The sequence below is a fragment of the Kinneretia sp. DJ1R-11 genome (genome assembly GCF_025717595.1).
In the GTDB taxonomy this organism is placed as follows: domain Bacteria; phylum Pseudomonadota; class Gammaproteobacteria; order Burkholderiales; family Burkholderiaceae_C; genus Paucibacter_A.
Genome location: NZ_JAJIRR010000001.1, coordinates 223,796 through 248,359 on the forward strand (window position 1 = coordinate 223,796; position 24,564 = coordinate 248,359).

23 protein-coding genes and 1 riboswitch are annotated in these 24,564 nt (G+C 66.8%); of the genes, 13 read left to right on the top strand and 10 right to left on the bottom strand.

Going from position 1 to position 24,564, the window contains the following annotated elements; all coding sequences use genetic code 11:
- Nucleotides 1-23: 23 nt before the first annotated feature.
- Nucleotides 24-1,187, top strand: coding sequence for a phosphatase PAP2 family protein (locus tag LNV23_RS00940; RefSeq protein ID WP_263561222.1), 1,164 nt, complete (start codon nt 24-26; stop codon nt 1,185-1,187).
- Between the two features lie 4 nt (nt 1,188-1,191).
- Complete coding sequence (locus tag LNV23_RS00945; RefSeq protein ID WP_263561223.1) at nt 1,192-3,264, top strand: S8/S53 family peptidase; 2,073 nt, start codon at nt 1,192-1,194, stop codon at nt 3,262-3,264.
- Here LNV23_RS00945 and LNV23_RS00950 read toward each other — a convergent pair.
- Together LNV23_RS00950 and LNV23_RS00955 are read right to left on the bottom strand one after the other, a co-directional pair.
- Nucleotides 3,227-4,114, bottom strand: a complete 888-nt coding sequence (locus LNV23_RS00950; RefSeq protein ID WP_263561224.1) for an LpxL/LpxP family acyltransferase — start codon at nt 4,112-4,114, stop codon at nt 3,227-3,229. The two genes, LNV23_RS00945 and LNV23_RS00950, sit on opposite strands and share 38 nt — an antisense overlap.
- Nucleotides 4,115-5,017 carry a lysophospholipid acyltransferase family protein gene (locus LNV23_RS00955; RefSeq protein WP_263561225.1) on the bottom strand — a complete coding sequence of 301 codons (903 nt, stop codon included), beginning with the start codon at nt 5,015-5,017 and terminating at the stop codon, nt 4,115-4,117.
- Nucleotides 5,018-5,196: 179 nt separating this feature from the next.
- Here LNV23_RS00955 and metK point away from each other — a divergent pair, with 179 nt between their 5' ends.
- Entirely contained in the window at nt 5,197-6,375 is a 1,179-nt protein-coding gene (metK, locus tag LNV23_RS00960; protein ID WP_263561226.1) for a methionine adenosyltransferase, read from the top strand.
- Nucleotides 6,376-6,673: 298 nt separating this feature from the next.
- Here the strand turns inward: metK and LNV23_RS00965 are convergent, their stop codons facing one another.
- On the bottom strand, nt 6,674-7,045 hold the full coding sequence (locus LNV23_RS00965) for a response regulator (protein ID WP_263516613.1): 372 nt from the start codon (nt 7,043-7,045) through the stop codon (nt 6,674-6,676).
- A 54-nt stretch (nt 7,046-7,099) separates the two neighbouring features.
- Nucleotides 7,100-8,071 (bottom strand): chemotaxis protein CheX, encoded by a 972-nt coding sequence (locus LNV23_RS00970; RefSeq protein WP_263561227.1) that lies wholly within the window; start codon nt 8,069-8,071, stop codon nt 7,100-7,102.
- A 327-nt stretch (nt 8,072-8,398) separates the two neighbouring features.
- Here LNV23_RS00970 and LNV23_RS00975 point away from each other — a divergent pair, with 327 nt between their 5' ends.
- The 6 genes from LNV23_RS00975 to LNV23_RS01000 all read left to right on the top strand — a co-directional run bounded on the left by LNV23_RS00975 (nt 8,399) and on the right by LNV23_RS01000 (nt 14,884).
- Nucleotides 8,399-9,412: a GGDEF domain-containing response regulator gene (locus LNV23_RS00975; protein WP_263561228.1), complete on the top strand. Its 1,014-nt coding sequence runs from the start codon at nt 8,399-8,401 to the stop codon at nt 9,410-9,412.
- Nucleotides 9,413-9,469: 57 nt separating this feature from the next.
- Complete coding sequence (locus tag LNV23_RS00980; protein ID WP_263561229.1) at nt 9,470-10,576, top strand: DNA glycosylase AlkZ-like family protein; 1,107 nt, start codon at nt 9,470-9,472, stop codon at nt 10,574-10,576.
- A gap of 80 nt (nt 10,577-10,656) precedes the next feature.
- A riboswitch (S-adenosyl-L-homocysteine riboswitch) is annotated at nt 10,657-10,776 on the top strand.
- Nucleotides 10,777-10,896: 120 nt separating this feature from the next.
- The gene (gene ahcY, locus LNV23_RS00985) at nt 10,897-12,336 is read left to right on the top strand and encodes an adenosylhomocysteinase (RefSeq protein WP_263516609.1); all 1,440 of its coding nucleotides are present in this window, start codon (nt 10,897-10,899) and stop codon (nt 12,334-12,336) included.
- A 154-nt stretch (nt 12,337-12,490) separates the two neighbouring features.
- Nucleotides 12,491-13,267 (top strand): TlyA family RNA methyltransferase, encoded by a 777-nt coding sequence (locus LNV23_RS00990; RefSeq protein ID WP_263561230.1) that lies wholly within the window; start codon nt 12,491-12,493, stop codon nt 13,265-13,267.
- Complete coding sequence (gene metF / locus LNV23_RS00995) at nt 13,264-14,109, top strand: methylenetetrahydrofolate reductase [NAD(P)H] (protein WP_263561231.1); 846 nt, start codon at nt 13,264-13,266, stop codon at nt 14,107-14,109. The genes LNV23_RS00990 and metF overlap by 4 nt, the downstream gene beginning before the upstream one ends.
- 148 nt (nt 14,110-14,257) lie before the next feature.
- Entirely contained in the window at nt 14,258-14,884 is a 627-nt protein-coding gene (locus LNV23_RS01000; RefSeq protein ID WP_263561232.1) for an OmpW/AlkL family protein, read from the top strand.
- A gap of 324 nt (nt 14,885-15,208) precedes the next feature.
- Here LNV23_RS01000 and pepQ read toward each other — a convergent pair whose 3' ends face one another.
- Both pepQ and LNV23_RS01010 read right to left on the bottom strand, forming a co-directional pair.
- Nucleotides 15,209-16,531 (bottom strand): Xaa-Pro dipeptidase, encoded by a 1,323-nt coding sequence (gene pepQ, locus LNV23_RS01005; RefSeq protein WP_263561233.1) that lies wholly within the window; start codon nt 16,529-16,531, stop codon nt 15,209-15,211.
- 37 nt (nt 16,532-16,568) lie between these two features.
- On the bottom strand, nt 16,569-17,141 hold the full coding sequence (locus LNV23_RS01010; protein ID WP_263561234.1) for a 5-formyltetrahydrofolate cyclo-ligase: 573 nt from the start codon (nt 17,139-17,141) through the stop codon (nt 16,569-16,571).
- Between the two features lie 109 nt (nt 17,142-17,250).
- Between LNV23_RS01010 and LNV23_RS01015 the strand changes: the two genes are divergently transcribed.
- Nucleotides 17,251-17,640 (top strand): TfoX/Sxy family protein, encoded by a 390-nt coding sequence (locus tag LNV23_RS01015; protein WP_263561235.1) that lies wholly within the window; start codon nt 17,251-17,253, stop codon nt 17,638-17,640.
- On the opposite strand, the gene LNV23_RS01020 is transcribed toward LNV23_RS01015, so the two are convergent.
- Together LNV23_RS01020 and LNV23_RS01025 are read right to left on the bottom strand one after the other, a co-directional pair.
- A complete protein-coding gene (locus tag LNV23_RS01020) occupies nt 17,615-18,091 on the bottom strand; it encodes a cupin domain-containing protein (RefSeq protein WP_263561236.1) in 477 nt (158 codons plus the stop codon). The genes LNV23_RS01015 and LNV23_RS01020 overlap by 26 nt on opposite strands.
- A 13-nt stretch (nt 18,092-18,104) precedes the next feature.
- The gene (locus LNV23_RS01025; RefSeq protein ID WP_263561237.1) at nt 18,105-18,437 is read right to left on the bottom strand and encodes a DUF2917 domain-containing protein; all 333 of its coding nucleotides are present in this window, start codon (nt 18,435-18,437) and stop codon (nt 18,105-18,107) included.
- Nucleotides 18,438-18,572: 135 nt separating this feature from the next.
- On the opposite strand from LNV23_RS01025, the gene LNV23_RS01030 reads away from it, so the two are divergent.
- On the top strand, nt 18,573-19,589 hold the full coding sequence (locus tag LNV23_RS01030) for a LysR family transcriptional regulator (RefSeq protein WP_263561238.1): 1,017 nt from the start codon (nt 18,573-18,575) through the stop codon (nt 19,587-19,589).
- Between the two features lie 6 nt (nt 19,590-19,595).
- On the opposite strand, the gene LNV23_RS01035 is transcribed toward LNV23_RS01030, so the two are convergent.
- Nucleotides 19,596-20,444, bottom strand: coding sequence for a transporter substrate-binding domain-containing protein (locus LNV23_RS01035; protein ID WP_263561239.1), 849 nt, complete (start codon nt 20,442-20,444; stop codon nt 19,596-19,598).
- A gap of 73 nt (nt 20,445-20,517) precedes the next feature.
- Entirely contained in the window at nt 20,518-21,189 is a 672-nt protein-coding gene (locus LNV23_RS01040) for a 5-formyltetrahydrofolate cyclo-ligase (RefSeq protein WP_263561240.1), read from the bottom strand.
- Between the two features lie 84 nt (nt 21,190-21,273).
- On the opposite strand from LNV23_RS01040, the gene LNV23_RS01045 reads away from it, so the two are divergent.
- Together LNV23_RS01045 and LNV23_RS01050 are read left to right on the top strand one after the other, a co-directional pair.
- A complete protein-coding gene (locus LNV23_RS01045; RefSeq protein WP_263561241.1) occupies nt 21,274-23,454 on the top strand; it encodes a lytic transglycosylase domain-containing protein in 2,181 nt (726 codons plus the stop codon).
- Nucleotides 23,451-24,467, top strand: coding sequence for a complex I NDUFA9 subunit family protein (locus LNV23_RS01050; protein WP_263561242.1), 1,017 nt, complete (start codon nt 23,451-23,453; stop codon nt 24,465-24,467). Before LNV23_RS01045 ends, LNV23_RS01050 begins: the two co-directional genes overlap by 4 nt.
- Nucleotides 24,468-24,564 lie beyond the last annotated feature (97 nt).

Consider the following 24,564-nt stretch of genomic DNA (forward strand, 5'->3'; position numbering starts at 1 on the left):
CTTAACGCGAAGGCGGAGCTTTCATGGCGAACTCTGGTTTTTCCTATGCCGGTGTGCAGTCCTATGCCGGGGCGGCCTCGTATGCGGGTGCGGCGTCCTATGCCGGGGCTGCCTCCTACACAGGCGGCTTCAGCAAGGAGGGTTATGACGGGCAGCCCTACAACCCTTTGCTGGTGCAGGGTCTGGGCGCCAGCCGCGAGGAGCTGCTGGCCGGCCTGAGCCCGGCCGAGCGCAGCGCATTGCAAGACCTGCAGCAACGCCTGGGCCCGATGCCGGCCTTCGACCCGGCCGATCATCTGATGCGCGCCAACGGCATTGAGGTGCGTGCCGCATTGCTTCACTTCGAACTGCTGACCCAGCTGCGCTTCGGCTCCAAGCCCATAACTGGCCACAGCGGTGAGCACTGGGCCGAGCTGCAAGCGGCCAGCGGGCCCAAGGGTGCGTTGAAGCCCCTGCTGCGCGTCAGCCGGCCCAGCCAGGAGTTCCTGCTGGCCCATCTACAAAGGGTGCAGGCCCTGGCGCCGCTGCGCGACAGCCGCACGGCCGAAGTCCTGACCCAAGTGGCGCCGCCGATCGCCTACTTCGCCAGCGTGCTGAACCTGCAGTCCGGGCGCCATGCCAAGACCACCGAGCTGCTCAAGGTGGCGCTGCAGTTCAGCTATGCCGTCTGCATGCGCTTCAAGCAGGCGCTGGCCGTGCCGCGACCAAGCGCCTTCACGGCCCAGATCCAGCCCATGATCGAGGTGCCCATGCACCCCAGCTTTCCGGCCGGCCATGCGCTCGAAGCACATGTCAGCGCCACCCTGCTTGGCGCCCTGGCCGAGGCGCCCGGCCGGCCCGATGACAACGCCGTACAGAAGCAGCTGCTGCGACGCCTGGCCACGCGCATCTCGGAGAACCGCATCGTCGCTGGCGTGCATTTCCCGGTCGACTGCGAAGTTGGCCGCCTGATGGGCGACGCTTTGGCCGCCTACCTGCTGGCCGCCTGCGAGCCGGTGCGCCGCTGGCGCGGCGCCAGCTACGACGGCCTCAAGCTGGACCTGGCCGGCGCCGGCACGCGCGACTTCAGCGCCAAGGGCCAGGCCTTTGAGGACGAGCACGGGCGCGGCGCGCCGGGCTGGCTGCCCGGCCCTGACCTGCCGATGCTGCAGAAGCTCTGGAGTCTGGCCCGCGCGGAATGGGTGTGAGGCCATGCCCGCCACCGCCCCGCCCACCCCAACCACGCCGCAGCCACGCGACCCCTACCTGAGCTGGGCACAGGACACCGGCTTCAGCGGCCATGCCGCGTTTGCAAAGGCAGCGGCCCGCAGCCGGCACGGCGCACCGCAACTGCCACTGCTCATCAAGCTGCCGCTCGAGAGCTCGCCGCAGGCGCTGAGCTGCCGCGCCGGCATTCAGCTGCCGCCGGCGTATCTCGACCCTGCCCTGAACAGCCGCTTCTGCTGCGCTTGGGTGGAGCGCGCCGCCTTGAATGGATTGAACGCGGCCGTGGCGGAGGCTGCCCTGTCCCTGCCCTTGCCCGGGCAGTGCCTTGAGGCGGCTGAGCACCGCCTGCCCGAGCGCGAGGACATGGCCGATGCGCCGCTGGTGATCGGCGTGATCGACAAGCACTGCGCCCTGCTGCACCGAGCCTACCGACGCGCCTGGCAGGGCGAGGGCGCGGCGCAGTCGCGCCTGGTCGGCCTCTGGGAGCAAGGCCGGCGCAGCGAAGGCCAGGCGGGCAGCCCCTGGCACTGCCCGGCCGACTTCGGCTATGGCCGAGCCCTGGGGCGAACCGCGATCGCCGCCCTGCTGCCGGGCCTGGACAGCGCCGAGGACGAAGCTGCGACCTACCGGCGCCTGGGCTATCCGCTCGACGCGCAAGGCCAGCTGCAGCCGATGCTGCATGGCCACCAGGTGCTGGACATCGCCGGGGGGCTGGCGCGCGAACAGGCGCTGCCGGCCAGCGCGGTGCCCATGCGGTCCGGCGACCGGGCCGACCCGGTCGAGCAAGCCGAGTTGCTGTTCGTGGACGTGCCAGAACCTGGCCCGGAGGACAGCAGCGGCGCCGCTGCCGACGCCTACATCCTGGACGGCATCCACTACATCCTGCGCCGCGCCGGCCCGCGTGCCCGGGTGCTGATCAACATCAGCATCGGTGCCCTGGCTGGCCCGCATGACGGCCACTCGCTGCTGGAAGAGGCCATGGATGAGCTGTTACTCAGCCACCCGCAGCTGGCCATCACCGTGGCGGCGGGCAATGCCGCACAAGAGCCATGGCATGCACGTGGCCAGTTAGACCCTCAGATGCAAAAGGCCGGCTTGCACTGGCACACCATTCCCGGCGATGCCACCGACAGCTTCATGGAGCTGTGGTTCTTCGCCGAGGACCCACAAGCCTTCAGCAGCCTGCGCTTGCGCCTGCAAAGCCCGAGCGGGCAGGTGTTGGAGGCGGGGCTGGGCGAAGATCGCCTGCTGCCCGGCACGCCGGAACGACCGTTGGCCGGTCTGTACTTTCAGCTCGCCGGCGCAGGCCGCGCCCAGGCCTTGCTGGCGCTCGCGCCCTGCAGCGGCGAGCGAGCCGGCGAATGCGCTGGGGTCTGGCAGTTGGAGATCAGTCGCAGCAGCGATGACAGCAAACGGCCCTTGCGCCTGGCGGCCTGGCTGCAGCGCGACACGCCAGGGCGCTCGAGCCGGCCTCTGCTGCAATCCTTCATCACCGGCTGCAGCGGCGGCCTGAGCCTGGATGGCGGCAGCGCGCTGAGCAGTCTGGCCAGCGGCCGCTACACCGTGGTGGTCGGCGCAGCACGCGCGCTAGATGGCTCACGCAGTGCTTATTCCCCGACGGTCGGCATCAGCGCCTACGGTGCCGCCGACGAGAGCGCGGCCGTCTATGGCCTGCTCTGCGCCGGCGCCTTGAGCGGCAGCTGGGCCCGGCTCAGCGGCACCAGTGCGGCAGCGCCGGTGGTGGCGCGCGCGCTAGCGCCGCTGCTGCTGGCCAGCCCCATCCCAGCCATGAGCAGTCAGGCGCGCAGCATGGAAGGAGGCGGGGGCAGCAACCACAGCCAGGTCGGCCGCCCTGCCGAGCCGGGCCTGTGGCGACTTGCCGCCGGCCTGCTCGGCGCCAGCTTTGCGGGCGACACAGAGGAAAACAAGGCGCACCGGGTGGTGCTGCCTGCAAGCAGTGATTCGGCAGAACCGGCACGCCTGGCCAATGAACTGGCCCGAGCGCGCCAACAGGCCTCGCTCAGTACAAGGACGGCGCGCCCTCGGGGCGGGTCTTGAAGCGCTTGTGCACCCAGAGGTACTGGGCGGGGTTCTCGCGGATGCGCGCTTCCAGCCAGGCGTTGAGCACGCGCGCGTCGGCCTCCAGATCGCCGCTCGGGTAGCCTGCGGGCGGTGCAAAGGCCTCGATCAGATAGCCCTGACCGCCCGGCTTCATGGTCACGACCAGGGGCTGGACCGTCATGCCCATGCTGCGTGCGATCTTGGCAGGCGCCAGCAGGGTGCAAGCGGGCACACCGAAGAAGGGAATGAAGGCCGAGTCCTTGGCGCCGAAGTCCATGTCCGGCGCGTTCAGAAAGGCATAGCCCTCGCGGATCAGGCGCAGCACCGGGCGGATGCCGTCATGGCGATCGACAAAAGCGGTCTTGCCGAAACGCGCGCGACCGGCGAGCAGCTGCGCATCGAAGACCGGGTTGCTCTGGCGCGAATACACATCCACGCCGGGGCAGCTCTGATTCAGCATCAGGGCCGGCGCCGACCATTCCAGGCCGGCGAAATGAGGCAGCAACCACATCACCGGCGTTTCGCCGCGCTGGGCCAGCTGGATATCACCCTTGATTTCCATCAGACGCTGCAGGCGCTCGGCCGGCGCAAACCAGAGCAGGCCGCGCTCCAGCACGCTTCGGCCCATCCAGGCGAAATGCTCACGCGCCAGCGCCAGGCGCTGGGCGGCATCGAGCTCGGGAAAGCAGAGTTCGAGATTGCGCAAGGCGATGCGCCGGCGCGAACGCGCCAACACCCACAGCAAGCTCCCCAAGCCACGACCCAGGGCCGCGAGCAGCGACAACGGCAGGAAATGAAGAAGCCAGAGCAGGCCGATCAGGAACTTGGCACCCCAGGTGGACAGCATTCAACGCTCCGCTTCGGCGGCAGGAGCAGTTGCGGCAGCCGGAGCGGCCGCAATGTCCAGGCCACGCGGCTGCTTGTAACGGTGGTAGCCCCAGAGGTATTGGCTGGGCGCCAGGCAGATCAGCTGTTCCATGGATTGATTGATGAGCAGGGCGGCCGATTCTGGCGTGATTTCGCGCCCGATCTCGGGGCCGGGTCGCACATGCACCACATATCCGCGGCCCTTCTCTAGACGCTCACCCCAAATCAGGAGCGCGCGCGCGCCGGTCTGCTGCAGCAAACGGCTGGCCAAGGTCATGGTGTAGGCCTGCCGGCCGAAGAAGGGCGCCCAGACGCCCAGGCCATCGGGCGGCACCTGGTCGGGCAACAGGCCGATGGTGTGGCCCTGGCGCAGGGCGCGAATCATTTGCCGCACCCCGGCCAAATTGGCGGGCGCTGTGTCCAGCCCGGGACGGCCACGCGAGCCATCGACCACCTCGCGCAACCAGGCCTGGCGGGCCGGCCGAAACAGCACGGTGATGGGCGCCTTCGCGCTTTCCGCAAAGCGCTCGGCATAGGCCTGGGCGCAGATCTCAAAGCAAGCCAGATGCGGCGTCATCAGTACCAGACCGCGCCGCTCCTGCAGGGCTTGCGCGATCAGTTCGGCGCCGTCCCAGCTGACCCGATCGCCCAGCGGCGTGCCCGGCGGGCGCAGCCACAGCCAGGGCAGCTCGGCAATCATGCGCCCGGCCGCGGCCACGCCGCCGCGTACCGCCGGCCAAGCCAGACCGGCCTGAGCCACATTGGCCCGATAGCGGCGCCGGTAGGTGCTTGAGGCCAGGAAGGTCAGCCAACCGGCCAGGGCCCCGAAAGCATGGAGCAGCCGCAGGGGGCATTTGGAGAGCAGGCGAAGTAGCACAAACATATTTCTATAATCAGCGCATCGCCGAGTTACTGAACAACTTGCGGGGCGATGCGGGCCTTGTTCGAGAGATTGAGGGGTCCGCCGGGCAGCGATGCTCAACAAATGCTGCTAAAGCGTTCGCCGCGTCTCCAAACCAGACAGTCCGGCAACGCCGTCGAACTATCAACTGGAGTGTAAAAGTGGCGAACGATTTTCTCTTTACTTCTGAATCCGTCTCCGAGGGTCACCCGGACAAGGTAGCCGACCAGATCTCGGATGCGATTCTCGACGCAATCTTCACCCAGGACCCCTTGTCCCGTGTCGCGGCCGAAACGCTGACCAACACCGGCCTCGTGGTGCTGGCCGGCGAGATCACCACCAATGCGCACGTGGACTACATCCAGGTGGCTCGCGACACCATCAAGCGCATCGGCTACGACAACACCGAGTACGGCATCGACTACAAGGGCTGCGCGGTGCTGGTGGCCTATGACAAGCAGAGCAATGACATCGCCCAAGGCGTGGACCGCGCCAGCGACGACCACCTGAACATCGGCGCCGGCGACCAGGGCCTGATGTTCGGCTACGCCTGTGACGAGACGCCGGAGCTGATGCCGGCGCCGATCTACTATGCCCACCGTCTGGTCGAGCGCCAGGCGCAGATGCGCAAGGACGGCCGTCTGCCCTTCCTGCGCCCGGACGCCAAGAGCCAGGTGACCATGCGCTATGTGGACGGCAAGCCGCACAGCATCGACACCGTGGTGCTGTCCAGCCAGCACGCGCCCGAGATGAGCGACGGCTCCAAGATGAAGCCCGAGTTCATCGAGGCGGTGATCGAAGAGATCATCAAGCCGGTGCTGCCCAAGGAATGGCTGAAGGACACGAAGTACCTGATCAACCCGACCGGCCGCTTCGTCATCGGCGGCCCGCAAGGTGATTGCGGCCTGACCGGCCGCAAGATCATCGTCGACACCTATGGCGGCGCCTGCCCGCACGGCGGTGGCGCCTTCTCGGGCAAGGACCCAAGCAAGGTCGACCGCTCGGCCGCTTACGCAGCCCGTTATGTGGCCAAGAACATCGTCGCCGCCGGCCTGGCCCGCCAGTGCCAGATCCAAGTGGCCTACGCCATCGGCGTGGCCCGCCCGATGAACGTGACCGTCTATACCGAAGGCACTGGCGTGATCAGCGACGAGAAGCTGGCCGCCCTTGTCAACGAGCATTTCGATCTGCGCCCCAAGGGCATCATCCAGATGCTGGACCTGCTGCGCCCGATCTACACCAAGACCGCCGCCTACGGCCACTTCGGCCGCGAAGAGCCCGAGTTCACGTGGGAGCGGACCGACAAAGCGGCTGCGCTGCGTGCAGCGGCTGGCCTTTAAGGGCCAGAGGACGCCGAAGGCGAACCCGCCGCTTTGGGGCTTCGCTCATATCGCGCAGCGATGTGAGCGAAGCCCACAAGTCTGCCGCTCTGCTTGCTGCAGCTGGGCTGTAAGGCCCACCTCGCGCCAGCGAGGCATCGGTCCGCGGGCGATGCTCATGCTGCGAAGCAGCGTGAGCAGAGACCAAAGAACTGACGAGCCAAGACCCCGGCTGCGGCGAGGACTGCAGCATTTCTTGTCCCAACCAAAAAAGGCCGCTCCGGCACCCCGGAGCGGCCTTTTTTCATGGGCGCAGGTTTCAGCTCAATCCGCAGAATTTCTTGAACGGCGCCAGCACCGCGTCGCCGCGGAAGGGTTTGACGATCCAGCCCGTGACACCGACCTCCTTGCCGCGCGCGCGCATGGCCGGGTTGTCTTCGGTGGTCAGCATGATGATGCGCACGTCTTTGTTGCCCAGCTCCTTGCGGATCTTGTCGGCCATGGTGAGTCCATCCATATTGGGCATATTGACGTCGCTGACGATCAGCTTGATGCCGGGGTCGCTGCGCAGCTGCAGCAGCCCGTCACGGCCATCGGAGGCCACGGCCACTTGAAAGCCGTTTTGATTCAAATAGCCCGCCACGATCTCACGCATGGTGGCGGAGTCGTCAACCACCAGAACATTCGCCATATTTTTCTCTCCTCACGCTGCCGCAGTTGCGGGCTCATTCAAGGGGTCATTCGCTCAGAACAGATCCAGCTCACCGGTGGGGCTGACCGTCGGGGCCGCCGCATCGAACTCGGCAAACTCATCGGGTGACCAGTGCAGGTTGAAGATGAAGCGCTGCACGATCATCAAGGGCGGCAGGCCCGGCCGGAAGGGGTCAGACAGCTGGTAGCGTATGCACAGCTGCGGGTCTTGCGAGCCAAAGCTGATGTACTTGTGCTCGTGGTTGATGACGATGGGCACCTGCGTCTGCTGATTGGCAAAGGCCTGGGGCGGGATGTAGCGGTTCTTGAACGCACCCCAGATCAGATTGGTGGTCTCGCCGAGCATATTGTTGAGCTCGCGGAAGTTCAGGTCGCCGCCGATGCCGGCATAGCTGAAGCCCTGGATCAGGCCCTGGCGCAGGGCACTTTCCTCGGTCTGCAGCATCATGTAGCCGCGGCACCAGGTGCTCTCGATGGCGATCAGGGTCGACACCTCGCCATGGATGATGCGGTCATGCACCACATAGGGCGACTCCGACACCACCAAGGCATTCGGGAACATGGCGCCCAGGGCCGAACGGGTCAGGTCAACGATGCCATGCACCAGGCTGGTCGGGTAACGCAGACTGAAGATGGTGTACTCCACCGCCGCCTTGAGATGGGCCAGGTCGCCGGTGTTCCAGCGGTGGCGCACCACCACCTCTTCCTCGGGCGCCAGCTGGCGCTCGGTGGTGCGGCGCAGAAAGATGGGCAGCTCGGGCCGGAGCTTGTGGATGGCGCGCGCCAGATGCAAGCCGTCGGGGCCGTCACAAGGCAGGTCCTCGGCCAGCAGCACGCCACCCAGGTCCTTGTTCTGCGCCAGCGTCGCCAAGGCATCGGCGGCCGAGCGCGGCAGCGCCATCAGGCCGACCTCGCGGCAGAACTCGTTCAAGACCTGGAATTGCGCCGCATCATGCTCGAGCAGCAGCACCTTGGCTTCAAGTTGGGTGGTTTCGGTCATGTACATGCCCAGGCGGAGACGCCTGCCCTTTTCAACACAAGAGGAGCTCGCAGACCGGCCAGGCACAAAGAGGAGGAGGCCCTGACGCGCCCCTCCTCAACAGGCCGGAGATCCCGACAGGACGCCTCACGCACAGCGGTAGGCACCCATCGGCTCTGTGTTCTCTTTATCGGCCACCGCGCGCGGTTCTGAAGCAAAAAACAGCGCGACAAGCGCTTGGTGCACTCAAGCCGGGCCCTTGAACGCCGATAGCGCATGGACGAGTGGAGCGACCGCGCGAAACACCCGCGCCCGGCCGGCTGACCACCGCACCGTCAAACCGCGGATCCGCCCATGGCCATCACCTCGCCGAACCCACTCACCGTACTGATCGTTGACGATCAAAGCGCCACCCGCGTCGCCGTCAGCGCCGAGCTGGACCGGGTGGGCCACCGCGTCATCGAAGCCGACAGCGGGGAATGGGCCCTGGAACTGTTCATCCGCTACCGGCCTGATATGGTCCTGCTGGATGTGGAAATGCCGGGCCGCGACGGCTACTGGACTGCCCGCGCCATGCGCGCGGCCGAGCCAGGGGGCTGGACACCGATCCTTTTTCTTTCTCAGCGCGACCAAGATGAGGACATCTGGCAGGGCATCGACGCCGGCGGCGACGACTACCTGATCAAGCCCCTGTCACCGATGATCTTGCATGCCAAGCTGCGCGCCATGCAGCGCCTGATAGGCATGCGGCAACGGCTGCTGGAGATGTCCGAGGAATTGCGCCGGGCCAACGCGCAATTGCAGGAGCTGAGCAGCATTGACAGCCTGACCGGACTGATGAACCGCCGCGCGCTCGACGCCAGGCTGCATGAAGAAATCGGGCGAGCCAGGAGGGAAGGCACGCCGCTGACGCTTGTTCTCTGCGATGTGGACTTCTTCAAACGCTACAACGACAGCCTGGGCCATGTGGAGGGCGACAGCTGCCTGCGCCAAGTGGCACGACTGCTCAGCGAGGCCTGTCGCCGCCCGAGCGACTGCGTGGCCCGCTATGGCGGTGAGGAGTTCGCCCTGGTCCTGCCCAACACACCACGCTCGGGCGCCATGACCTATGCCCGCACCCTGACCCATCTCGTGACCCATGCCCATATCGCGCACCCGGATTCGCCCGTCGCCGGCCACGTCAGCTTGTCCGGCGGCATCACGACCTGCATTCCCGACGCGTCGACCACGGCCGAGGGCCTCTTGATTCGCGCCGATGACGCGCTTTATACGGCCAAGGCACATGGCCGCAACCGTTTCTTCAGCTACGAAATGCTGCTCGACACGGTGGAGCAGAGGGAGTTGCTGCGCGCCACACCCAAGCACTGAAACAGCTGGACAAAACCACAGCCCCTTGCCTATGCTCCGCGCCCAGGAGGGCCGCTCATGGGCGTCAACAGCAAGACCATCACACTCGAAGACCTGCGGCGCCATGCCGTGGCCCGCAGCCTGTTCAAGCCGACCAGCCTGCCGCAGGCCATCCAGCGTCTGGGCTTTGTGCAGGCGGATCCGATCCGCGCCCCGGCCCGCGCGCAAGACCTGACCCTGCGGCACCGCGTCAAAGACTACCGCGCCGGCGACTTGGAGCGGCGCTATGCCCGCCTGGCCGTGGAAGAAGACTGCCTGGTCAACTACGGCTTCCTGCCGCGCGAGCACCTCAAGCTCATGCACCCGCGCAGCGCCAAGCGCAGCTGGGACGCCAAGACCCGCGCCCAGGCGGCCGAGATCCAGGCATTCATCCAGTCCCATGGCCCCTGCCACCCGCGCGAGATCCAGGCCGAGTTTCAGCTCGGTGCCACCCGCAATGCCTGGGGCGGCAGCAGCAATGCCACCACCCATCTGCTCGACGCCATGCACTACCGCGGCTTGCTGCGCGTACAGCAACGGGAGCAAGGGCAGCGGGTTTACAGCGCCGTGGTGCACGAGGCCGACCCGCGCTCGCCGCATGAGAAAGCACAGGCCCTGCTAGAGCTGGTGCTGGCCAAGTACGCGCCCCTGCCCTCGCGCAGCCTGGGCCAGCTCTGCAGCCTGCTGGGCTACGGCGCACCGCATTTGCGCGGCGAGCTGCGCCAAACCCTGGCCATGGCGCGCAAGACCTGGCCCCAGGCCGAGGTCGAGGGGCAGATCTGGTACTGGCCCGAGGGCGAGAACCCCAGTTCCAAGCGCTGGAAGCTGGACGAGGCCGCGCGCCTGCTGGCCCCCTTCGACCCCATCGTCTGGGACCGCCTGCGCTTCGAGCGCTTCTGGGGCTGGGCCTATCGCTTTGAGGCCTACACCCCGGCGCCCAAGCGCAAACTCGGCTACTACGCCCTGCCCCTGCTCTGGCGCGGCGAGGTGATCGGCTGGGGCAATGTCAGTGCGACCGAGGGCCGGCTGCAGGCGCAGCTGGGCTATGTGCAAGGCCACCCGCCCGCCGACCCGGCCTTTGCCAAGGCATTGGAGCAAGAGCTGAGCAAGCTGGCCTGCTTTCTCGGCATGGAACAGCCAGGCTGAAGAAACCCCGGCCCGGCGATTAGCCAGGGATTCCCCGCTTGTTCCGCTCGCGACTTGCAGTGATGCGGCTAGAATTCAGGCGTTCCGAGGAGCGTTGCAACCTGGATCCGGCTCGCTGGACCTGGGCCAGGCTCGGAAAAATTTGCACAGCGGCCCCTCCCCTCTCGGCCCTGTCCATATGGCAACCGCGCTCACCCGCTGACGTTTTCGCGTGGGTGATCGGTTTGCAAGGTTCGGAACTCCGGGCCTGTCCTTCTGGACACCCTTTCCCCCCGGCGATGACGACAGCGGCTTCATATTTCGCATGAAGGAGCTGTCCGATGACTACCGCCATCACCACCACCCCGCTGGCCGCCGACCAATACCTGATCAAGGACCTGAGCCTGGCCGCCTGGGGCCGCAAGGAAATGAACATCGCCGAGAGCGAGATGCCCGCGCTGATGGCCATCCGCCGCGAGTACGCCGCCACGCAACCGCTCAAGGGTGCTCGCATCACCGGCTCGCTGCACATGACCATCCAGACCGCCGTGCTGGTCGAGACCCTGCAGGCCCTGGGCGCACAAGTGCGCTGGGCCTCCTGCAATATCTTCTCGACCCAGGACCAGGCCGCCGCCGCCCTGGTTGCCAAGGGCACGCCGGTGTTCGCCTACAAGGGCGAGACGCTGGAAGACTACTGGGACTACACCCACCGCATCTTCGAATTCGCCGGCAAAGGCGAGGCGGGTGAAGGCCCGAACATGATTCTCGATGACGGCGGCGATGCCACCCTGCTGATGCATCTGGGCCAGAAGGCCGAGAAGGATCTGAGCGTGCTGGCAAACCCGGGCAGCGAGGAAGAACGCATCCTGTTCGCCGCCATCAAGGCCAAGGTCGCCCAGGACGGCAGCTGGTACACCCGCAAGAGCGCCGAGATCATCGGCGTGACCGAGGAAACCACCACCGGCGTGCTGCGCCTGAACGAGATGGCCGCCAAGGGCAGCCTGCTGTTCCGCGCCATCAACGTCAATGACTCGGTGACCAAGAGCAAGTTCGACAACCTCTATGGCTGCCGCGAATCGCTGGTGGACGCCATCAAGCGCGCCACCGATGTGATGGTCGCCGGCAAGGTCGCCGTGGTGGCCGGCTACGGTGACGTGGGCAAGGGCTCGGCCCAGGCCTTGCGCGCCCTTTCGGCCCAAGTCTGGGTGACCGAGATCGACCCGATCTGCGCCCTGCAGGCCGCCATGGAAGGCTACCGCGTCGTCACCATGGAGTACGCCGCCGACAAGGCTGACATTTTTGTCAGCGCCACTGGCAACAAAAACGTGATCCGTCGCGAGCATATGGAGGCCATGAAGGACCAGGCCATCGTCTGCAATATCGGCCACTTCGACAACGAGATCGATGTCGCCTCGCTGGAATCCTGCGAGTGGGACGAGATCAAGCCGCAGGTTGACCATGTGATCTTCCCCTCGGGTCGTCGCATCATCCTGCTGGCCAAGGGCCGACTGGTGAACCTGGGCTGCGGCACGGGCCACCCAAGCTATGTGATGTCGTCCAGCTTCGCCAACCAGACCATCGCCCAGATCGAACTGTTCGCCCACAAGGACGCTTACGACATCGGCAAGGTCTATGTGCTGCCCAAGCACTTGGACGAGAAGGTCGCTCGCCTGCAGCTGACCACGCTGAATGCGCAGCTGAGTGAGTTGACGGCGGAGCAGGCCGCTTACATTGGTGTGCCCAAGACTGGCCCCTTCAAGCCCAACACCTACCGCTATTGATGGGCGTGGGGCTACTGCGCGGCGCTCAGGCGTCGTTGCGGGTCCCTCCGCAGATCCTCACGTAGCCCGAGCTACGTTCCGGTCTGCGGATCCGCCCGCGCCTAGCCTGAGCACCGCTCGCTACGCCCTGCAAGACTGAGTTTCCTTTTCACCTATGCGCGCTGATCAACTGTTAGTTTCCAAAGGCCTGGCGCCGACTCGTTCGGCGGCGCAGCGGCTGATTACGGCCGGCGCGGCGCAGTGGCGGGCGCCCAAGGACTGGCAGGCGATCCGCAAGGCGGGTGAAGAGTTGCCGGAACATTGCGAGCTGCGCGTCAGCGATGACGCGGAGCTGCGCTTTGTCTCGCGCGGCGGGCTCAAGCTGGAGGGGGCGCTGCAGCAAAGCGGCCTGGATGTGAGCGGCCTGACGGTGCTGGACATGGGCCAGAGCACCGGCGGCTTCACCGACTGCCTGCTGAAAGCGGGCGCGGCCAAGGTCGTGGGCGTGGACGTGGGCCACAGCCAGCTGCATGAGCAGCTGCGCCAGCACCCCCAGGTGGTGGGGCTGGAGCATTTGCATGTGCGCGAGCTGGCCGGCTCAGCCCTGGTGCAGCACGCGCCGCCCGAAGGCTTTGCCCTGATCGTCGGCGACCTCAGCTTCATCTCCATGCTAGGCGCCCTGCCGCATCTGGCGGCCTGGCTGGCCCCTCAGGGTCAGGTCTTGCTGCTGGTGAAGCCGCAGTTCGAGCTGGGCAAGAAAGCGCTGGCCCGCGGCGGCCTGGTCAAGGACGCCAAGCAATACCCGCTGCTGGAAACCCAGGCCCGCCAGGCCGCCCGAGATCAGGGCTGGCAGGTGCGGGGCTATTTTGAGAGTGCCATCACCGGTGGTGACGGCAACAAGGAATTTTTCCTCTGGGCGCAAGCGCCCGAGGTCGCGAAAGAAACGCCATGAGTACAGCTACACCCCGCGTGCCGGTCAGCTTCGAGTTCTTCCCGCCCAACACGCCGGTGGGCACCGAGAAGCTCAAGACCGTGGTGCAAGACCTGAGCGTGCTGAACCCGCATTACTTCAGCGTCACTTACGGCGCCGGTGGCTCCACGCGCGAGAAGACGCTGAGCACAGTGATGGACATCGCGGCAGCTGGCTATGAGGCCGCACCGCATCTGTCCTGCGTGGGCTCCACGCGCGAGAACATTGCCGAAATCCTGGCCACCTACCGCGCGCAGAACATTCGCCGCGTGGTGGCCCTGCGCGGCGATCTGCCCAGCGGCACGGCCACCGCCGGTGAATTCCGTTATGCCTCGGAGCTGGTGGCCTTCATCCGCGAGACCCAGGGCCCGGACTGGCAGATCGAGGTGGCCGCATACCCCGAATACCACCCGCAGCAGCGCTATGCCGCCAAGGACTTGGAGCACTTTGCCGCCAAGATGCGTGCCGGTGCCAACTCGGCCATCACGCAGTTCTTCTTCAACCCCGATGCTTACCTCCACTTCGTCGACGAAGTGCGCAAGCTCGGTGTGGACGCGCCCATCGTGCCGGGCATCATGCCCTTCCACAACTACGCCCGCATCGCCCAGTTCGCGGCCCGCGATGGCATCGAGATCCCGCGCTGGGTGGCACTGAAGATGGAAGGCTATATGGATGATGTGGCCAGCATCCGCGAGTTCGGCCTGGAGGTGATGACACGCGTCTGCGAGCGTCTGATCGCCGGCGGCGCGCCCAGCATCCACTTCTATACGCTCAATCAATCGGCCTTGACGCTGGCGTTGTGCAAACGCCTCGGCCTTGGCTGAGTTGTTTGCGGTAAATCAAGTGGCACCGGCCCTCCTCGCGAGGGCCTTTTTGCGTTTGCGCCAGATCAAGGGTTAACCCCTCGCGCCGCGATTCAATGGCTTCCATCGGGAACAGATTTGATTGATCCCATACATAGGAAGCCAAAAAATGATCACCAAGACTTTTGCTCGCACCGCCGCTGCCGCCCTGGCCATCGCCACCCTGGCTGGCGCCTCCTTCAGCGCTGCCGCCCAAGAAAGCCCCTGGCTGGTGCGCGTGCGCGCCGTGAATCTGGATTCGGCCAACAAGGACAGCACTGGTCTGGGCCTGAGTGTGAACAACAAGGTCATCCCTGAAGTGGACTTCAGCTATTTCGTGACCCCGAACTTCGCCCTGGAACTGATCCTGACCGTGCCGCAAAAGCACACCCTGAAGTCCAATGGCACGGCCATCGGTTCGCTCAAGCATCTGCCTCCGACCCTGTCGGCCCAGTACCACTTCAACCCGACCGGCGGCTTCCGCCCCTATGTCGGTGCTGGCCTGAACTACACCAACTTCTCGGCCGTGAAGTTTGATTCCGCCGTGGATGCTGCCCTGCACCCCAGCATCAAGCGCAACAGCTACGGCCTGTCCTTCCAAGTCGGCGCAGACATCGAGCTGAGCAAGAACATGTACCTGAACGTGGACCTCAAGAAGGTGAAGCTCGGCACCACCGTCTACTCCAGCGGCACCAAGGTCGGCACGTTCAAGGTCGACCCCACCCTGGTCGGCGTGGGTCTGGGCTTCCGCTTCTAATTCGGAGCAAGCCAAACCCAGACAGTTTCCCGCTGTCATCACCCGTGCCACCTTCAACAGTGGCCGCGCCAGAAGTCGAGGCGCCATGCCGCTGCAGCTTGAAGAAAGCGCAGCGGCATTTTTTCGTCGGCTGGAAACGGCACAGAGCCGTCGTTCGCGGAGAAGTTTCAGCACGCAGAGTTCGCAGAGGACCGCAGAGGACGCTGAGAACACAATCCTCGCTCTTCTTCTCTCTCTGCGACCTCTGCGAACCTCCGCGCACTCTGCGTTCGTATTCAAATCTCAGCGAACGACGGTTCTGTGCCGACACCCGCCGGAACAGACTCAGCTCAAGTTAGCAAACGCATCCCGCGTCAGATTCTCGGCAGCCCCTTCCGCCCGGCAGACCACATCGTCCTCGATGCGGATGCCGCCGAAACGGCTCAGGCGCTCGACCTTGGCCCAGTCCACGGACGAAGCTGAAGCGCTGGCGCGCAGCTGGCGCAGCAAGGTCGGGATGAAGTAGAGGCCGGGCTCGATGGTCACCACCATGCCGGCCGCCAGGGGGCGGGTCAGGCGCAGATAGGGGTGGCCTTCGGGCTTGGGCGAAACTGCACCGGTTTCATCGGCCATGAAGCCGCCCGCATCGTGCACCTGCAGGCCCAGCAAATGGCCAATGCCGTGTGGGAAGAAGATGCTGGTCACGCGCTCGGCCAGCTGCGCTTCCACGCTCATGCGCACCAGACCCTGGTCTTGCAGAATGGCGGCGATGCGGCGGTGGGTGCTCAGATGGATGTCTCGGTAGTCCGCCCCGGCGCGCACCTCGGCCACCAGCGCCAGCTGGGCCGATTCCATGGCGGCCAGCAGGGCATCGAACTCGGTGCTGTCGGCGCCACCGACTGACCAGGTGCGGGTGATGTCCGAGGCATAACCGTTCACTTGCGCGCCAGCGTCGATCAGGAAGCTGCGGCTCTGTGCCGGGCGCTGCGTGTCCTGGTACTGGTAGTGCAGCACGGCACAATGCTCGTTGAGCGCCACGATATTGCCGTAGGGCAGATCGCGGTCGGTATGGCCGGCAGCGATCAAGTAGGCACGGTGGATTTCGGCTTCCGAGGCGCCGGCCAGGAAGGCATCGCGCGCGGCCAGATGGGCCGGCGCAGCGCGGCGCGAGGCGGCGCGCATCTGCTCCAGTTCATACGCCGTTTTGTAGGCGCGCTGGTAATGCAGCAGGTGAATCAGGTCCTGCGGGTTGTTGGGCACCACGCCGTCGAGCGCGGCATCGGCCTCGCCGATGATGGCCAAGCGGCCCGGCACCTGCAGATGAGCGGCGGCGTCCTCGGCGCGGCAGATGACGATCAGCTCCACATGCTGCACCCACTCGCCGGTCGGGGCGCTGGGCGGCACATGCCAGTAGTCATCGGGCTGATAGTAGACAACGCGCGGCTTGTGGCCCGGGCGCAGCAGCAGCCAGCTGTTGGGATGCTGGGTCAGCGGCAGCCAATGCTTGAAATGCGGGTTGGGCTGGAACAGATAGGGCCGGTCATCGAGGAAGGCGTACTTCTCGATGCCGGACGCGATCAGCAGCGCGTCAAAGCCGGTGCGCGCCAGGGCGCTTTCCAGCTGCGCTTGCAGCTGGGCCAGGTGTTGGGCGTAGGTCGTCGTGCTCATGGCTGCGGATTGTCGGCCATGGCGGGCTGAAGAATGCTCAGCCTTCGCGGTCCCAGACCACACCTTCTTCGGTCAAGACGGCATCCAGGGGCACATCATGCGGCTCGGCCTTGAGCATGGGCAGAAAGCCATGGGCATAGCCGACGCCGGCCGTGGCCGGGCGCGGCTGCAACTCGGCCAAGGTGCGATCCATGAAGCCACCGCCATAGCCGAGGCGCAGGCCGAAAGGCCCGTAGCCCACACAGGGCACGATCAAGAGCTGCGGCTCAAACGTGGCGGTGTCCTTGGGCTTGGGGATGCCATAGGCGTCTTCTTCCATCGGGCAGCCGGGATACCAGATGTGAAAGCGCAGCGTGCCATGCTCCTTGTCCACCACCGGCAAGCCTATCTTCCGGCTCTGGCGATCGGGCGCGGCCTCGCTCCAGCGGTAGAGCGCCGGCAGCGGGTCGAACTCGCCCTTGATGGGCCAGTAGGCGCCGATGGTCAGCTCAGGCCGCCGCACCAGCCAGACCCGCAGCACGCTTTGCAGCTGCTCGGCCAGCTCCAGGCGATGGGGCAGGTTCAGGCGATCCTGGATCAGCTTGTGGCGCAAGGCGGCACGGTCATTCATGTCCACTGACAACTCCCTGGGAACTGGCTGGCAAGCAATTCGGAATGCCTCGCGATTGTGTGCGGACTTGGTGACGGGCCTGGGCAGAAACTGCCCCTATATTTGACCCATGTCCAAGGATTCCAAGGAATTGCTCGCCCACAGCCTGGAGTTGCTCGCCCCGCTGGGGCCACTGCGCAGCCGGCGCATGTTCGGCGGCTGGGGCATTTATGTCGACGACATCTTCATCGCCCTGATCGCCTTCGATCAGCTCTACCTGAAGGCCGATGCCGAAAGCCGGCCCCAGTTCGAAGCCGCCGGCTGTGCGCCCTTCCAGTACGAGCGCGAGGGTCAGGTCATGAGCTTGGGCTACTTCGTGGCGCCCGAGGAGGCCATGGAGTCGCCGGCTCTGATGGCGCCCTGGGCGCGCCTGGCCCTGGGCGCTGCCTTGCGAGCACGGGCCAGCAAGGCCAGGAAACCCAGGCGCGCCACCGTCAAGAGCCCAAAGGGCCGGCGCTGACCTGCGCCAGGTCGACCAGGGCTTCTTCCGCGCCGCTCATATAAAGGCGTTTGCCTTGCCTGGGATAGTCACAGACGTCCTGCTCCAGGTTCGTGCGGGCGACGATGAAGACCAGCGGCTCCTCACCCGTGTTGATCAAGGTGTGCGCCGCGCCACGAGCCGCAAAGCCGAGAAAGTCGCCCGGGCCGATGACATGGCGGCGCTCCTCGATCACGGCCTCGCCGCGCCCCGACAGGATGTAGACGCACTGCTCCTCGTACAGATGGCGGTGGTACTCCCAGGCCTCGCGCCCGGGCGCCACGCTCAGCAACTGAAAGCCCAGAGCCGACATGCCGGTTGCGGCGGCAAGATCGCGGCTCTCGCGCTGCGCATTGGCATTGAGCAGATGCGTCTTGTGCTGCACCGGCAGCGCGGCCATGGCGGCGGACGTGATCAAGACTTGGGCATCCATGAGTGGATCGAACTCAGGCTGCCGCCAACAAGCGCCCCATCGCCGCCTTGCCGCGCGCATCGCGGCTTTCACGCTGGCGCGCCTGCAAAGCCGGGCAGGCCGAGGGCGGCACCAGCAGTTGGAAGTCAGCCTGGGGCCAGGCCTCGATCACCACCTGGCTGCCTGAAGCCAGGGCCAACGATTGCCCTGCCTGCAGCCAGACATCCTCAGAAGGCGCCTCGGGGCGGCCAGGCTGGGTCAACCAGAGGCGGCCGCTGCTCACGCGCAGCTCGCGCGCGCCCGGGCCGACCTTGAAACTCAGGGCCTCGCCCTCGGCCAGGCGCCACAATGCTTGCGATTCACTCATGATTCTTGCTCCCGCTGTTCGCTCCCTGGGGCGCCTCAGACATTGCGCGCGTCCTTGGAAGCCATGGGTGAATCCTAGGGTTCGCCCGGAGCGGCGTCCAATGAGACTGTTGCCCGCGATTGATACCATTCGCGCATGAATGGCGAGCACCCCTCCGACCCGCAGCCCGCGCGGCTGCCCTTGTCCAGCCGGCAGCGACCGCTGTCCATCGGCCCCCTGCGCGCCTTCGAGGCGGTGGCGCGGCTGCTCAGCTTTCGGGCTGCGGCTGAAGAGCTGCACCTGACCCAATCGGCCATCAGCCGCCAGATCCGATCGCTGGAAGACGAGATCGGCTGCACCCTGTTCCTGCGTGGCACGCGCTTCGTCGAGCTGAGCGCCGATGGCGCCGTGCTGCGCCACCAGGTCCTGCCCCTGCTCGAACGCCTGGACCAAACGGTGCGTCAGATCCGCCAGTCGCGCGGCCGGCGCGTGGTCAATGTGACCACCTTCGCCTCCTTCGCCTCGCTCTGGCTGATCCCGCGCTTGGAGGCCTTCCAGCGCGAGCATCCGGACATCGACATCCGCGTCTCGGCCAATGACGTAGTGATCGACCTCGACGACAGCGAGTTCGACGTGGCCCTGCGCTATATCTCGAAAGAACAAACCCCGGCCGGCGCTGAGCGCTTGTTCGGCGAGACCCTGACCCCGGCCATCGGCCGCTGGGCCGCCGAGCGCGCCGAGGCCGGCGAAGCCCCGCCCCTGCGCCAGCCGGCCGATCTGGCCGCCTACAGCCTGGCCGAGGAAGACGACTCACGCGCCAGCACCGAATACCTGGGTTGGCGCCGCTGGCTGCGCAGCCATGGCGTGGGCGAGCTGCAGCCGCGTCGCTGGATGTACCTCAACTTCACCTACCAACAGGTGCAAGCAGCACTGGCCGGTCAGGCCGTGGCCCTGGCGCGCGTGGCCCTGGTCGGCGAGCAGCTACAGAGGGGCGATCTGGTCGAACCCTTCGGCCCCGCCGGCCGCATGAGCAGCCCCATCTCCTACTGGCAGCTGCAGTCGCGCCACAGCCGCGAGCGCGCCGAGGTGCGGCAATTCTGCGACTGGATCACGGCGCAGGCGGCGCAGACGCGGGCGGATATTGGCGAGGCGGAGCTGCCACCCGAGACCTGAGGCCCGCTACAGCCGGGTCCACGACGCCGTGCGGGCATTGAAAAATCCCGACTGCGTGTAGGCCTTGCGGACCACCCCCTGCTGCAGCAGGCGCTGCAGGCCGCCATCGAGCGCGCTGCGCAGGCCAAAACCTTCCGGGTGCTCGCGCGCCAGCAGATAGTGGCGCGTGCCGCGCAGGGCGATCTTGAGGCCCGGAATGGGCAGCAGACGCACATTGCCCACCGTCAAGGACAGGTCGGGCGTGGCCTGAAAAGGCGCCAGCAAAAGGTCAGCCCGGCCGGCTGCGACCATGCGCGGCATCAGCTCCCAGTTGGTGACATGCTGGCGCCGGCTGATCCCCAGCTGCTCCAGCGTCGCCCAATCGACCACCCAGTTGCGATTGGACAGCACGCTCAAGCCCTGCACATCTGCCAGTGTGCGCGCGCTCATGGCGCGGCGGTTGCTCTCCACCGTGTAGAGGCCGGCCTCAAACTCGCCCATCTGGATCATGGGCCGGCTCAGCATCACGCCCTGGCCGGTGCCAGCGCCTGGGCCGGCAATATCTTGCTGCCAATAGGTGGTGGCACTACAGATCAGGCGGCCCGAGCTGATCTCGCGCAGCAGGCGCTCACCCGAGGGCATGTCCACAAACTGCAGCGGGTGCTGCCAGCCACCGAGCGCCAGCGCCTGGTGCAGCAGCACCACCTCCACCACATCTCGGCGCGAGTACGGCCCGGAGAAGTCGCTGATGCTGAGAGGGTCGCGGCGATTCAGGAAGCGCTCGTAATCGGCCATCACGTCCGCGGGCACGGCGGCCTGGATGACGCCCAGCTCGGGGCCTGCGGCCCAGGCCGCCGGCAGGCAGGCACAGGACATGAGGGACAGCGCCTGGCCCAGACAGTTCCGGCGACTCAAGACGTCCATCAGGCCTCACGCTTCTGGATGGGGTTCACGGCGACATCAGCTCCCGCTCGGTCAAAACCAGGGTCAGGGCCTGGTCATGCGCCTCGACGGCAAACGCCGCCTCGCCCAAGCTCCAGGCCAGGCCGATGCTGGTGACGCCCGGGTGGGCAGCCAGCCAGCGATCGTAATAACCACCGCCGTAGCCGAGGCGGTAGCCCTCACGGGTGAAGCCCACGCAGGGCACCAACACCACATCGGGCACCAGCACCGCACCCTTGCTGCTGGGAATGCCGCACTCGTCCAACAGCGTGGGCGCCGGGCCGTCGAGCGGGCCGTCCCAACGCCGGTAGTCCATGCGGCGCGGCGATTTGTAGGCGTAGGGCAAAGCGAACTGCAGCGGCTCGGCCGGGCCCTCGTCTTCCAAGTCATCGTCGTCGTCTTCGTCCGCCTCGGGCTCCAACATGGCGGCCAGGTTCAGCAGATACGGGGCCGGGTTGAACTCGCCGTCCAGCGGCCAATAGATACCCAGGCACTGTGGCGCCAGCTGACGCAGCAGCTCGTGCAAACGCTGGCCCAAGGCGGCGCTGGCCGCATGCGCGGCCGGTGTGGCCAACCAAGCGCTGCGCTGGGCCAACAATTGCGCGCGCAGGGCCGGCCGCTCGTGCGACAGTGTGGTGTGGCTGGGTGTTGAAGACGGAGCCGGTGTGGAGTTGCTCATGTGCTGGGCTCCTCAGGCAAGCGATGCACGCAGGCCAGCCTGAATCGTTGCGATGGAAAAAAGACCGAAGAAAGCAGTGGGACCATGTTCTTGGCAGTATATGAATCAGAAGTCCGGCCGCAGGCTGGGGAAGCCCCCGATCGCCGGGCGAGCCGCGCACGCCAGTTGACCCTGGCGCTGGCCTGTGCCATGGCCGGTTGGCTGGCAGCGACCGGCACGCCAGCCCTGGCGCAAACTGCGACCACAGCCGGCGCCAGCGCCAGCGCCAGCGCCGAGCTGATCCTGGACGCGCAAGACGCACTTCGCCAGAAAAACCGCGCGCGGCTGTCGGCCCTGAACGTGGCAGCGCAAGAGCTCAAACACCCGCTGGCGCCCTGGGTCGACTACTGGCAGCTGGGTCTGCGCCTGGCCGAGGCCTCGCAAAGCGAGCTGGACGCCTTCTACGCCCGCTGGCCGGGCAGCTATGTCGAAGACCGGCTGCGCAATGACTGGCTGCTGGAGCTGGGCCGTCGCCGCGACTGGAAGAATTTTGCGAACGACCACACCCGCTACCAGATGCGCGACGACCGCGAGGTCGTCTGCTACGCCCTGCTGGCCGAGCATTTCAACGGCCGGCCGGTGGCACGCGAATCGGCCCGCGCCGCCTGGTTGGCCCAGCGCGACGCCGGCGAAGGCTGCGGCCTGCTGGCCAGCACCTGGCTGGACAACAAACAGTTCAGCCAGGCGGACATTTGGCTCAAGCTGCGCCTGTCGCTCGAATCGCTCAAGCTGCCGGCCGCGCGCCAAGCCGCCAGCCTGCTGGGCAAGCCGACCGAACTGGCGCTCAAGGAAATCCTCGACAACCCGACCCGCTATATGGCGCGCAAGGCGCATGGCGGCGCTCGCACGCACACCGAGCTGGCCACCCTGGGCTTGATGCGCCTGGCCGCCGCCGACCCGAGCGCCGCAGCCGAGGCCTTGGCCAAGCGCTGGGAGCGCGAGCTGCCGCAAGATCTGCAGGCCTGGGCCTGGGCCCAGATCGGACGGCACGCGGCCTTCAAGCTGCAGCCCGAAGCCAGCGAGTATTTCGAACGCGCGCTCAAGGCCCAGGGCCGCCAGAGCCCCGAATGGAGCGAGGACACCCGCGCCTGGGTCGTTCGCGCCGCCCTGCGCAGCGGCCGCTGGACTCAAGCCCTGCAAGGCCTGGACCTGCTGACTGGCACCGACGATGGCCAGCGCGAGGGCCGTGAAGCACGGGAGGCGCGCCAGGCCCGCGAGCTGCGCGAAGCGCGCGACTTGCCGCCCTGGCCCTACTGGCGCGCGCGCGCCCTGCTGGCCACCGCCGCCGCCGGCGCCGCGGGGGAAGCCCAGCGCGAAGAAGCCCGCAAGCTGCTGCGCGCCATGGCCGACGGGCCGCAGGCCGGCCTGAATTACTACGGCCGCCTGGCCGCCGAAGAACTGGGGCTCACCCCCCATCTGCCCGCAACACCCAGCCCCTTGAGCCCGGCCGAGCGCAGCCAGGCGCAGGGCCACGCAGGATTGAGCCGAGCCCTGCTGCTGATCAACGCCGGCCTGCGCAGCGAGGGCAACCGCGAGTGGAACTTCTCCTTGCGCGGCCTGAACGACCGTGAGCTGCGCGCCGCCGCCCAGCTGGCCTGCGAGCGCGAACTCTGGGACCGCTGCATCAACAGCAGCGACCGCAGCCGTCAGGAATTTGACCTGGCCCAGCGCTTCCCCACGCCCTTCCGCAATGCCTTGCTCGGCCAGGCCCGCGACGCCGGGCTCGACCCGGCCTTCGTCTACGGCCTGATCCGCCAGGAGTCGCGCTTCATTGCCGACGCCCGCTCGTCCGTCGGCGCCACGGGCCTGATGCAGGTGATGCCAGCCACAGCGCGCTGGACGGCCAAAAAGGCTGGCCTCAGCTACAGCCCCGAGCTGATGAAGACGCAAGACTTCAATCTGCGCATCGGCACCCACTACCTGAAGCTGGTGCTCGACGACTTCGGTGGCTCCTACGCCATGGCTGCGGCCGCTTACAACGCCGGCCCCGGCCGCCCGCGCCGCTGGCGCGATGGCCCTGTGCTGGAGGCGGCCATCTGGGCCGAAAACGTGCCCTTCATCGAAACCCGCGACTATGTGAAGAAGGTACTGACCAACAGCGCCGTCTATGCCCAGCTGCTGGGCCTGGGCCCCGAGGCCAGCAGCCTCAAGGCCCGCCTGGGCCGCAGCATCGGCCCGCGCAGCGCAGGCACCGACATCGTCCCCGAGGAGCAGCCCCAGCCATGATGCCCAACCGCCCATCCAGCGAACCGTCCGTCCTGATCCTGGGCGGCAGCGGCTTCATCGGCCGAGCCCTGTGCGAGCAGCTGGTGCAAGCCCACGGCGGACGCGCCCGCATCACCGTGCCGACGCGACGCCTGGGCCATGCGCCGGGCTTGCAAGCCATCCAGAGCCTGCCGGGGCTGACGGTGCTGCAGGCCGATGTGCACCGGCCCGACACCTTGCAAGCCCTGGTGGCAGACCATCAGGTGGTGGTCAATCTGATCGCCATCTTGCAAGGCAGCGAGGCCCAGTTCCAGCGCAACCATGTGCAGCTGCCGCGCCAGATTGCGGCTGCCTGCCGGGCGACGGGCGTGCGCCGCCTGATCCACATCAGCGCCCTGGGCGTGGGCGCCACGGTGGACGGGCAGACCGAGGGCCCTTCACGTTATCTGCGCTCCAAGGCCGGGGGCGAAGCGGTCTTGCAGACCTCGCCCGATCTGGACCTCAGCATCCTGCGCCCCTCGGTGGTCTTCGGCGCGGGCGATCGCTTCGTCAACCTCTTTGCCAAGCTGCAGGCCTTGTTCCCGCTGATGCCGCTGGCCGGCGCCGAGGCGCGCTTCCAGCCGGTCTGGGTCGAGGATGTGGCGGCAGCCATTCGGCGCTGCATCGCTGACCCGGCGACCATCGGCCAGACCTACGAGATCGCCGGTCCCGAGGTGCTGAGTCTGGCCGAGATCGTGCGCCGGGCCGGCCGCTGGAGCGGCCACTCGCGCCCCATCCTGCCCCTGCCCGCGCCCCTGGCCTGGGCCCAAGCGCTGATGATGGAGCTGATGCCTGGCGAGCCGCTGATGTCGCGCGACAACCTGGGCTCCATGCGCGTGCCCAATGTGGCCGGCGCCGCAGGCCCGGCCCTGCCAGGCCTGGCAGAGCTGGGCATCAGCCCCAGCGCCATGGCGGCGGTGGCCCCCGGCTACTTGCGCCCTGAGCAGCAGGGCTGCGGGCGGCTCGATGCCTGGCGCATGAAGGCGGGGCGCTGAGGCAAAACCCAAGGCCAGCCGCTGTTATGGATTGATGCGTTCAGCGCATCAAGCTCATGCATGAATATCAGCGGCCTGGCTTTCGGTTTCAGCGGCC

Coding starts and splice junctions, on each gene's coding strand:
- LNV23_RS00970 (WP_263561227.1), bottom strand. CDS start 8,071: ATGTACATGACCGAAACCACCCAACTTGAAGCCAAGGTGCTGCTGCTC.
- LNV23_RS00980 (WP_263561229.1), top strand. CDS start 9,470: ATGGGCGTCAACAGCAAGACCATCACACTCGAAGACCTGCGGCGCCAT.
- LNV23_RS00950 (WP_263561224.1), bottom strand. CDS start 4,114: ATGCTGTCCACCTGGGGTGCCAAGTTCCTGATCGGCCTGCTCTGGCTT.
- pepQ (WP_263561233.1), bottom strand. CDS start 16,531: ATGAGCACGACGACCTACGCCCAACACCTGGCCCAGCTGCAAGCGCAG.
- LNV23_RS01010 (WP_263561234.1), bottom strand. CDS start 17,141: ATGAATGACCGTGCCGCCTTGCGCCACAAGCTGATCCAGGATCGCCTG.
- LNV23_RS01045 (WP_263561241.1), top strand. CDS start 21,274: ATGTTCTTGGCAGTATATGAATCAGAAGTCCGGCCGCAGGCTGGGGAA.
- LNV23_RS01025 (WP_263561237.1), bottom strand. CDS start 18,437: ATGAGTGAATCGCAAGCATTGTGGCGCCTGGCCGAGGGCGAGGCCCTG.
- LNV23_RS00975 (WP_263561228.1), top strand. CDS start 8,399: ATGGCCATCACCTCGCCGAACCCACTCACCGTACTGATCGTTGACGAT.
- LNV23_RS01015 (WP_263561235.1), top strand. CDS start 17,251: ATGTCCAAGGATTCCAAGGAATTGCTCGCCCACAGCCTGGAGTTGCTC.
- LNV23_RS01000 (WP_263561232.1), top strand. CDS start 14,258: ATGATCACCAAGACTTTTGCTCGCACCGCCGCTGCCGCCCTGGCCATC.
- LNV23_RS01040 (WP_263561240.1), bottom strand. CDS start 21,189: ATGAGCAACTCCACACCGGCTCCGTCTTCAACACCCAGCCACACCACA.
- LNV23_RS00990 (WP_263561230.1), top strand. CDS start 12,491: ATGCGCGCTGATCAACTGTTAGTTTCCAAAGGCCTGGCGCCGACTCGT.
- LNV23_RS00945 (WP_263561223.1), top strand. CDS start 1,192: ATGCCCGCCACCGCCCCGCCCACCCCAACCACGCCGCAGCCACGCGAC.
- LNV23_RS00940 (WP_263561222.1), top strand. CDS start 24: ATGGCGAACTCTGGTTTTTCCTATGCCGGTGTGCAGTCCTATGCCGGG.
- LNV23_RS01035 (WP_263561239.1), bottom strand. CDS start 20,444: ATGTCCTGTGCCTGCCTGCCGGCGGCCTGGGCCGCAGGCCCCGAGCTG.
- LNV23_RS00965 (WP_263516613.1), bottom strand. CDS start 7,045: ATGGCGAATGTTCTGGTGGTTGACGACTCCGCCACCATGCGTGAGATC.
- LNV23_RS00955 (WP_263561225.1), bottom strand. CDS start 5,017: ATGTTTGTGCTACTTCGCCTGCTCTCCAAATGCCCCCTGCGGCTGCTC.
- metF (WP_263561231.1), top strand. CDS start 13,264: ATGAGTACAGCTACACCCCGCGTGCCGGTCAGCTTCGAGTTCTTCCCG.
- ahcY (WP_263516609.1), top strand. CDS start 10,897: ATGACTACCGCCATCACCACCACCCCGCTGGCCGCCGACCAATACCTG.
- LNV23_RS01050 (WP_263561242.1), top strand. CDS start 23,451: ATGATGCCCAACCGCCCATCCAGCGAACCGTCCGTCCTGATCCTGGGC.
- LNV23_RS01030 (WP_263561238.1), top strand. CDS start 18,573: ATGAATGGCGAGCACCCCTCCGACCCGCAGCCCGCGCGGCTGCCCTTG.
- LNV23_RS01020 (WP_263561236.1), bottom strand. CDS start 18,091: ATGGATGCCCAAGTCTTGATCACGTCCGCCGCCATGGCCGCGCTGCCG.